At 75.2% G+C, this 8979-nt stretch carries 8 protein-coding genes and 1 pseudogene; 7 read left to right on the plus strand and 2 right to left on the minus strand.

Annotated elements, in window-relative coordinates; all coding sequences use genetic code 11:
* The first annotated feature begins 63 nt into the window (after positions 1 to 63).
* Both HF577_RS24725 and HF577_RS24730 read left to right on the plus strand, forming a co-directional pair.
* The gene (locus tag HF577_RS24725) at positions 64 to 1020 is read left to right on the plus strand and encodes a DUF4333 domain-containing protein (protein ID WP_169398333.1); all 957 of its coding nucleotides are present in this window, start codon (positions 64 to 66) and stop codon (positions 1018 to 1020) included.
* 213 nt (positions 1021 to 1233) lie between these two features.
* Positions 1234 to 2451: a GNAT family N-acetyltransferase gene (locus HF577_RS24730; protein ID WP_312859360.1), complete on the plus strand. Its 1218-nt coding sequence runs from the start codon at positions 1234 to 1236 to the stop codon at positions 2449 to 2451.
* Positions 2452 to 2467: 16 nt separating this feature from the next.
* On the opposite strand, the gene HF577_RS24735 is transcribed toward HF577_RS24730, so the two are convergent.
* On the minus strand, positions 2468 to 3409 hold the full coding sequence (locus HF577_RS24735) for a 5'-3' exonuclease (protein WP_169398343.1): 942 nt from the start codon (positions 3407 to 3409) through the stop codon (positions 2468 to 2470).
* A gap of 57 nt (positions 3410 to 3466) precedes the next feature.
* Between HF577_RS24735 and HF577_RS24740 the strand changes: the two genes are divergently transcribed.
* Entirely contained in the window at positions 3467 to 4594 is a 1128-nt protein-coding gene (locus HF577_RS24740; protein ID WP_169398335.1) for a M24 family metallopeptidase, read from the plus strand.
* A gap of 38 nt (positions 4595 to 4632) precedes the next feature.
* Here the strand turns inward: HF577_RS24740 and HF577_RS24745 are convergent, their stop codons facing one another.
* Positions 4633 to 5700, minus strand: coding sequence for a GDSL-type esterase/lipase family protein (locus HF577_RS24745; RefSeq protein ID WP_312859361.1), 1068 nt, complete (start codon positions 5698 to 5700; stop codon positions 4633 to 4635).
* Between the two features lie 245 nt (positions 5701 to 5945).
* Here HF577_RS24745 and HF577_RS38695 point away from each other — a divergent pair, with 245 nt between their 5' ends.
* The 4 genes and pseudogenes from HF577_RS38695 to HF577_RS24765 all read left to right on the plus strand — a co-directional run.
* Complete coding sequence (locus HF577_RS38695; protein ID WP_169398336.1) at positions 5946 to 6134, plus strand: PspC domain-containing protein; 189 nt, start codon at positions 5946 to 5948, stop codon at positions 6132 to 6134.
* A 21-nt stretch (positions 6135 to 6155) separates the two neighbouring features.
* Complete coding sequence (locus tag HF577_RS24755) at positions 6156 to 7733, plus strand: amidohydrolase (RefSeq protein ID WP_312859362.1); 1578 nt, start codon at positions 6156 to 6158, stop codon at positions 7731 to 7733.
* Positions 7734 to 7870: 137 nt separating this feature from the next.
* A complete protein-coding gene (locus tag HF577_RS24760; RefSeq protein ID WP_169398337.1) occupies positions 7871 to 8671 on the plus strand; it encodes a PIG-L deacetylase family protein in 801 nt (266 codons plus the stop codon).
* A 77-nt stretch (positions 8672 to 8748) separates the two neighbouring features.
* Positions 8749 to 8979: pseudogene (locus HF577_RS24765) on the plus strand (apolipoprotein N-acyltransferase); the annotation flags it as partial.

Below are 8979 nucleotides of genomic sequence, written 5' to 3' on the forward strand. Positions count from 1 at the left end.
CCGTTCGTGGAGGCACCCCTTGTGCTTGGATCTCCGGACCGCACGCTTGCAGAAAGGTCTGCGATGAGCACGCCCCAGGGCCCCTCGACCCCGCAAGGCACCCCACCCGGGCAGCCCGCGGAGCAACCGGCATGGGGCCAGCAGCCGCCCGGGGGCTGGGGGCAGGCACAGCAGGACGTCGAGCTGGATCCGGACGAGACGGGCGCCGTGCCCACCCAGAGCGCCCCCGAGCACGATCCGCCGCCGAAGCCGGCGGAGTTCGACAAGTCCCGGCAGCAGCAACAGCAGCAGACCGAGACGCTGCCGGCGATGCCACCGCTCGGGCGGCCACCGCAACAGCCACCTGCGCCACCCCAGCCCTCTCCGGGGGGCCAGCCCGCCCAGCCACCCCAGGCGGGTCCGGGGAGCCTGGGAGGCCCGGGGCCGAAGCTGCCTCAACTACCCCAGCACGGGCTGCCGCAGCTGGGGCAGCCCACGCCCGGCGTCCCGCTCTTCGGCCAGGCACCCCCGCCGGGGCAGCCGCCTTACGTGCAGCCGTCGTTCGGCCGGCCTCAGCAGGGCCCCGGCCAGCAGTACGGCCAGCCGGGACCGGGTCCCGCCCCGTTCGGATCGCCCGGCTGGGGGCTCAGCCAGCAGCCCACCCAGCAGTTCCCGGGCCAGCCGCAGGCCGCTACGCAGCGGGCCCCGCAGGCCCCGGAGCAGCGCGGCGGCGTCAAGCGCCTGCTCCCGATCGTCCTCGGCGGCATCGCGGTCGTCGCCCTCGTCGCGTTGCTGGGCTTCGTGACGCCGGGCTTCTTCGTCACCCGCGTCTTCGACCCCGTCGCCCTGCAGAGCGGCGTGCAGCACGTCCTCACGCAGAACTACCACATGGACGTCGCCGGAGTGCGCTGCGAGGAGGGGATCCGCGTCGACGAGGGCACCAGGTTCGAGTGCGACGCCACGGTCGACGGCGCCTCGGTGAAGGTCCCGATCATCGTCACGGGATCGGACGGTTCCTACGAGGTGGGGCGTCCCAGCTAGGGGGTGTCCCGCGGATCTTCAATCGCGATAGCCGCGCCCAGGCGGCCCCTGGCGACACCGCCGGACCGCCCGAATACGCCCGGTATGAGGGCGATCCAGCGGCGCCGCCAGGAACCACCTGGATCACGGCTCTCATCGACCAAGATCCACGGGACACCCCCTAGGCCCGAAAGCGAGGTCGACGGCGGGGCGGATCGGGCACCATCACATCCCGTGACCCACGACGTCCGCTTCCTGGAAACCGATCAGGTGCGCTCGGCGCACAACCTCTTCGCCGCCACCATTCACCGGGGCCCGATGGAGGACGAGCGGTGGCCCCGGGTCGCCCGGTCCTACAGCCCCGGCCGCACGATCGGGGTCCACCACGGCAGCACGCTGGTCGCCACGGCGATGTCGTTCCCCAGCGAGCTCGTGGTGCCCGGCGGTGCCGTGCTCCCGATGGCGGCGGTCACGCGGGTCGGCGTGCGGCCCGACCACACCCGCCGTGGCCTGCTGTCGGCGATGATGCGGGCGCAGCTCGACGACGTGGCGGCCCGCGGTGAACCGGTGGCGACCCTGCGCGCCAGCGAGGCTCGGATCTACGGGCGGTTCGGCTACGGCGTGGCCACCCGGGGGCGGGACGTGACGGTGCGGGTCACGCGTCCGGCGTGGCGCCCCGGTGCGCCCCAGGGCGGGTCGGTGCGGCTGCTCGACCGCGACGAGATCCTCCCGGCGCTGCAGAAGGTGCACGAGGCCGTCGCGCTCACCCGTACCGGGAGCATGACCAGACGCGACAGCTGGTGGTGGAGCTCGATCGGGCGCCGGGTCGAGGACCGCGAGCCCGTCATCGCAGCCGTGCACACCGGCGACCACGGCGACGACGGCTTCGCGGTGGCGTTCCGCGGCGAGTCCCACAGCTTCGCCGAGCAGACGCTGGAGCTGGCGGACCTGCACGCCGCGGACGTGCAGGCGACGGCCGGGCTCTGGCGCTTCCTGCTCGGCGTCGACCTGGTCGGCTCCGTGCAGGCCGACCTGCGGCCGCTCGACGAGCCTCTCGAGCTGTTGCTGGCCAGCCCGCGCGCCTGCGTCGTCACCGGCCACCACGACGAGACCTGGCTGCGGCTCGTGGACGTGCCCGCGGCGCTCGCGGCCCGGTCCTACGGCGTCGCGGACCCGGTGCTGATCGCCGTGCACGACCCGCTGCTGGAGAAGAACGCCGGCGTCTACCGGATCGCGGGCGCCACCGCGGAACGTGTCGGGCCGCTCGGCGGACCGGTCACCCCGCAGCTGGAGTGTGACGTCGCGGCACTGGCGATGGCCTACCTCGGCGACCGCACCCCCTCGGAGCTCGTCGCCACCGGCTGGTGGCAGGCACCCGACCAGGCCGCCGTCCCGCACGCCGACGCCGCGTTCGGCACCACCGCGTCGCCGTGGTGCGGCACCTACTTCTGAGGAGGAGGACCCGCCCTCAGGCGTTCTTCGCCAGCGCGGTGCAGAGCCGGTCCACCGAGCTCCCCACGCCCCAGCGCTCGGCCAGCGCGGCCAGGCGGTCCGGGTCGGCGGGCGAGCGGGGCAGCGTGTCGGACCGGTCGAGCTGTACCGGGGCGTCCAGCGCCACCCGCACCACGGGCTCCACCACGGCGAGGTACGGCGCTGCGGCCGCCAGCTTGGCGCGCACGGGCGGCGCCAGCCGCGTGTCCGCCCGGTCGGTGACGGCGGCGCGCAGCTCGGCCCACGAGGCGAAGCGGCCCACGAGGGTGGCCGCCGTCTTCGCCCCGACCCCGGGCACCCCCGGCAGCCCGTCGGAAGGATCACCCCGCAGCATCGCCATCTCGGCGTAGGCATCACCCGCCCGGTCGGCAGGCACCCCGTACTTCGCGGCCACCTCCCCGGGCCCCAGGTGCTCCGCCTTCGCCAGGCCGCGGCCGACGTATAGCAGCCGGACCGGGACGGGCTCGTCGCGCACGATCTGCATGAGGTCCCGGTCACCGCTCACCGCCAGCACCGGGTCCTTCCGCTCACCCGCGGCGAGCGTGCCGATCACGTCGTCGGCCTCGTAGCCCTCGGCGCCCGCGGTGGCGATCCCGACCGCGGCGAGCACCTCGAGCAGGACCGGGACCTGTGGCGCGAGGGTGTCGGGCACCTCCTCCGGCATCCCGGCGGGGGCCACCTCGGGCTCGCCGGGAACCCGGTGCGCCTTGTAGGACGGCAACGCCTCCACGCGGAACGCGGGGCGCCAGTCCAGGTCGAGGCACGCGACGAGCCGGGTGGGCCGCCGCTCGGTGACCAGCCGCGCGACCATGTCGGTGAACCCGCGCACGGCGTTGATCGGGGTCCCGTCCGGCGAGGTGATGGACTCGGGCACGCCGTAGTAGGCCCGGAAGTACAGGCTCGCGGCATCCAGCAGCATCAAGGAGGGCGCAGGCGCGGTCACGCTGGCACAGCATGCCGGAATACGCTGCTCACCATGACACCGGCCGTTCCGATCGCGCTGCTCGCCGACCGCATCCGCCGCGCCGGGGAGATGGCGGCGACCCACGACACCGACCTGCTGCTCGTCACACCGGGCACCGATCTGCGTTACCTGATCGGTGCCGACGGGGAGTCCCACGAGCGTCTGACCTGCCTCGTTCTGCCTGCCGCCGGCCATCGCGCGCCCCCCGCGCTGGTCGTCCCGCGGCTCGAAGCGCCGGGCTACGCCGGGCTGCCGCTCGACGAGCTGGGTGTGGAGATCGTCACCTGGGTGGACGGCGACGACCCCTACCTCCTGGTCAGTGACCTCGCGGGCGGCCCGAGACGGGTCGGCGTGGTCGACTCGATGCCCGCCGCCCACGTCTTCGGCCTGCGTGACGCGTTCCCGGAGGTGACCCAGGAGCTCGCCGGTCCGGTGCTGCGGGAGCTGCGGATGCGCAAGGACACGGCCGAGGTGGCCGAGCTGCGCGCGGCAGGGGCCGCGATCGACCGCGTGCACGCCCGGATGGCCGAGTTCCTCAAGCCGGGCCGCACCGAGGAGCAGGTGGCCGCCGACATCGCCGCGGCGATCGTCGACGAGGGGCACACGACGGCGGCCTTCGTGATCGTCGGTTCCGGGCCGAACGGGGCCAGCCCGCACCACGACGTGTCCGACCGGGTGATCGAGGACGGGGACGTCGTCGTGATCGACATCGGCGGCCCGCTGCCCAGCGGCTACAACTCCGACTGCACGCGCACGTACGCCGTGGGCAGCGCCCCCGCGGCATCGGTGCAGGAGGCCTACGCCGTGCTCCAGGACGCCCAGGAGCGGGCCGTGGCCGCCGCCCGGCCGGGCGCCACCGCCGAGCAGGTGGACGCCGCCGCCCGGCAGCCGATCACGGCGGCGGGGCTGGGCGAACGGTTCCTGCACCGCACCGGGCACGGCATCGGCCTCGACGTGCACGAGGAGCCCTACATCGTGGGGGGCAACGCGCTGCCGCTGGAGCCGGGGATGGCGTTCAGCGTGGAGCCCGGGGTCTACCTCGACGGCGAGTGGGGCGCCCGCATCGAGGACATCGTGGTGCTCACCGACGACGGCTGCGAGCGGCTCAACACCCGGCCCCGCGACCTCGTGGTGCTCTGACCCGCTCCGCGGTCCCTCCGACAGCTCCGGCCGGCCGCTCAGGCTCCTGGAGCGGCGGCCGGCGGGGCGGGCGCCAGACGGTCGCGGCCGTCGGGACCCGCGACACACGAGGCCGTGACGGCATCGGCGCGCACGAAGTCGCCGAGGCAGCGCCCCATCTCCGCGTGCGCCGCCGCCGTGGGGTGGAACGACTCCTGGGCGAGATGGAACCCGACCGCGTCGAGACCGCCGTGGACCAGCGCCTCCGGGTCGACGGTGATCCGGCGCTGCCACTCCTCGCTGTAGAGGGCGTGGCTGCAGGCCTCGCGGCCCTCGGTGGCGCGCACCATGTCGAGGAACCGGGCGCCCGTGCGCTCCGCGACGCCGGCGATGGTGGCCGACAGTGCGGGGAACAGGACCGTGCGGCCCCAGCCCGCGTCCGCCCGGCTGTAGGGACAGCCCTGCGCGGCCTGCACCGGCACCATCCGGTCGGTCACCGGCGCGGCGTAGGACACGAGCACGAGCTCGTAGCCGCTGTCGGTGTAGCCGGCCCGCCGCATGGCCTCCCGCACGTCACGCACGGCCCCCTCGACCTTGGCGCCGGTGGCTGCCATCCGCGCGGGCACCTGGGGCCCGATGGTGTCGCGGCACGGCGGCTGCCGGGGGTCGATGAACGCCCGGATGCAGGCGATGCCGGTGGCCGTGAGCGCCGCGTCGTCGTTGGCCCCGACCTGCAGGACGACCGTGGTGACCCGGTAACGGCCCGCGACCTCGCCGAGCCGCTGCGCCTGCGACCCCTCGGTGTTGTGGGTGCCGCCGAAGGCCACCGCGGCGGAGTCGGCACCCGAGCAGGCCAGGTTGATCGACTCCCCGGGCAGGCCGGTGCGGTGGACGTAGGCGTGGGCCGAGCGATGGCACCAGTCGCCTCCCTCACCACGGGTGCCCGCCTCGTAGTCGCCCGCCCCGTCGCCCGACGCGGCGCTGTCGCCCAGCGCGACCACCGCTGTGGGCCGCGTGTCGGCCGCCGCGGACGGTGCCGGACCCAATAGCGCCGCGACGACGACGAGCAGGGCGACCACACTCGCCGCGGGGAGCGCCGGGACCGGGTGACGCAGGAAGCGGATCACGTGAACGACGCTAGGTCGCGGGATGCGCCCCGGCCAGAGCGTTCCCCGGTCGTGTGGACAACTCGCGGCCGTCCGCCCGGACGGCGTACCCGCCGCCTCACACTGGGCGAATGCCGTCCGCCTTACGGGGGTACCCCCGGGAGAACTCAGGGCCGTCTCCGGGCAGTCACCGAGTCCGACACCTCCGCCCCGGCGGAGACTTGATCAGGAGCGGCGAGATTCGCCGCACCTGGAAGGAGCCACTCGTGGCATCGACCCTGACCCGACCGCGGCACGGGAAGGTCATCGCCGGCGTCTGTGCCGGACTCGCCGAGCGCTTCGGCTGGAGCCCGTTCACCGTCCGGCTGCTGTTCCTGCTGTCGTGCCTGCTGCCCGGTCCGCAGTTCGTGGCCTACATCGTGCTGTGGGTGATCATGCCCAAGCGTCCGTACTGATCCGTGCGGTAGACAGAGCAGGTGACCCGCACCCTGCTGCTCGGCGCCCGGGTCCTGGACCCCGGCGGCGCGGCCGACGCCGCCGAGGCCGTGGAGATCAGTGCCGACCGGATCAGCTTCGTCGGTACCGCGGCGCAGGCCCGGGAGCGGTTGCGCGGCAGTGACGGCGGCGTCGTCGTGCTCGATCTCGACGGGGCCGTCGTCACCCCGGCGTTCGTCGACGCCCACGTGCACGCCACGGCCACCGGCCTGCTGGTCGACGGCGTCGACCTCACCGGCTGCCCGTCGCCCGGTGCGCTGCTCGACGCGGTCGCCGGCCGGGCAGCGGCCCGGCCGGGGGCACTGGTCTGGGGCCACGGCTGGCAGGACCAGCACTGGTCGGAACCGCTGCCGTCGCGGGCGGAGCTCGACCGCGCCGCGGGCGGCTCCCCGGTGTACCTGAGCCGGGTCGACGTGCACTCCGCGCTCGTGTCGTCCGCGCTGCTCGACCGGGCTCCGGGCGCGGCCGGGGCGGCGGGCTGGTCCGACGGCCCGCTGTCGGCCGAGGCGCACCACCACGCCCGGCGGGCGGCGCTGGCCGCGGTGGACAGCACCGGGCGCGCCGCTGCGCAGACCGCCTTCCTCGCCGCGGCCGCCGCCCGCGGGGTCGCCGTGGTCCACGAGTGCGCGGGCCCGGACATCTCGTCGGTCGACGACCTCGCCGAGCTGCTCCGGCAGCCGGGACCCGAGGTGGTCGCGTACTGGGGCGAGGCGGTGGCCACGGCGGCGCAGGCGCGGGAGCTGCTCGCGGCCACCGGGGCCCGTGGCCTGGCGGGCGACCTGTTCGTCGACGGCTCGATCGGCTCGCGCACCGCCGCGCTGAGAGCGCCCTACGCCGATGCGGACGGCGGCACCGGCACCCGCTACCTCGACGCCGACGCGGTGGGCGCCCACGTGGCGGCCTGCACCGTCGCGGGGGTGCAGGCGGGCTTCCACGTCATCGGGGACGCCGCCACCGACGCGCTGCTGGCCGGCCTCGACATCGCGGCCGCGCTCACTTCGACCGACGCGGTGCGGGCCGCCGTCCACCGCGTGGAGCACCTCGAGATGGTGGAGCCCGCCCAGGCCGCCCGGCTGGCCGAGCTGGGGGTCGTGGCCAGCGTGCAGCCCGCGTTCGACGCCTGCTGGGGCGGCCCCACCGGGATGTACGCCGACCGGCTCGGGGTCGGCCGGGCGGCGGGGATGAACCCCTTCGCGGCGCTGCGCGACGCCGGGGTCGTGCTCGCTCTCGGTTCGGACACCCCGGTCACCCCGCTCGACCCGTGGGCGGGCGTGCACGCCGCGGTCCATCACCGCACCGCCGGGTCGGGACTGCGGTGGCACGAGGCCGTGGCCGCACACACCGCAGGCGGGTACCGGGCCGCGGGCGACCGCTCCGCACTGGCCGGCAGGCTGGCGCCGGGCGCCCCGGCGTCCTATGCCGTGTGGGACGGCCCTGCATTCGAGGACTGCACTGCCGTCGAGGACGGTGTCCGGTACCCGGCGCGCTGCCTGCGCACCGCCCACCAGGGGGTGGTGCTGCACGACGCCCTCCCGGGTGTGGGAGCATTCGCGCCATGACGGACCGGACGGGCCTCGCGGGTGTCTCCCGCTGCTGTCCGGGGTGTTGTCGCTGTTGTCGCTGTCGCAGCTGACGTTTCACCCGGCTCCCGTCCACCCGGCCGCCTCCGCGGCCCGCACAGTCTGTGATCACAACCGTGACCGCATCTTCCGATCTGCGTGGGCACACCGTCCTCGTGCTGCACGCCCACCCCGACGACGAGGCGATCTTCACCGGCATCACGCTGCGCCGCCTGGCCGATGCAGGTGCCCGCACCGTTCTCGTCGTCGCCACCGCCGGTGAGCTCGGGGAGTCGCGCCTGCCGCTGCGCCCCGGCGAGACCATCCCCGAGCGGCGCCTCGCGGAGCTCGAGGAGGCCGCCGACCTGCTCGGGGTGTCCCGGCTGGTGCTGCTCGGCAGGCGCGACTCGGGCCTGCCGGGCTGGCCTGCCGCGGAGCACGCGCGGGCGCTCACCGCCGCCGACCCGCTGCAGCTGGCCCGTCAGGTCGCCGAGATCGCCGACGACGAGGGCGCCGGCACGATCGTCCACGACGACGAGCACGGCATCTACGGCCATCCCGACCATCGGGCGGCGTTCCGGATCGGGGCAACGGCGGCCGAGCTCGTGGGGGCCACGGGCTACCGGGTGACCGTCGACCGCGAGCACCTGCACGTCACGGCCCGGGACGGCCATCTGGTGCACGGCGCCGCCCGCGCCGCGGCGGTGCCGTTCGGCCGGGTCACCGCGGAGATCGGGCTCGCCGTGTCGGGCTCTGCCGAGCACCTGGCGTGCAAGCGGGCGGCGATGATCGCCCACGAGTCGCAGATCGATCCCGCGGACGTACCGGCTGAGGACTTCGCGAACGCCTACGGCTTCGAGTGGTACCGCCGCAGCGGTGCGCCCGGCCTGCTCGACGCGCTGGGCAACGTGCACCTGCTCGCCCGTGTGCCGGTCTGACCGGTTCGACGAGGGCTCCCGGGCGCCCGATCCCCGCTGATCACGGTGCCCACACAGGCGCGCCGTACGCTCCTTCCGTGGCCGTACCCACCGCCAGCCCCGTCGCGTCCGAGCCGGGCCCGCCCCCCGCGCCCAGCGGGCCTCGCCGTCCGTGGCCCGCGCTCGCTCTCCGGTTCGTCGCCGCGGGCGGGGGCGGCCTGCTGCTCTACGCCAGCTTCCCGCCCCGGACCCTCTGGTGGCTGGCGCTGCCGGCGTTCGCGCTCCTGGGAGCGGCGCTGCACGGCCGGGGCATCCGCGCGGGGTTCGGG

It is taken from the genome of Pseudonocardia xinjiangensis, from assembly GCF_012911925.1.
Taxonomy (GTDB): domain Bacteria; phylum Actinomycetota; class Actinomycetes; order Mycobacteriales; family Pseudonocardiaceae; genus Pseudonocardia; species Pseudonocardia xinjiangensis.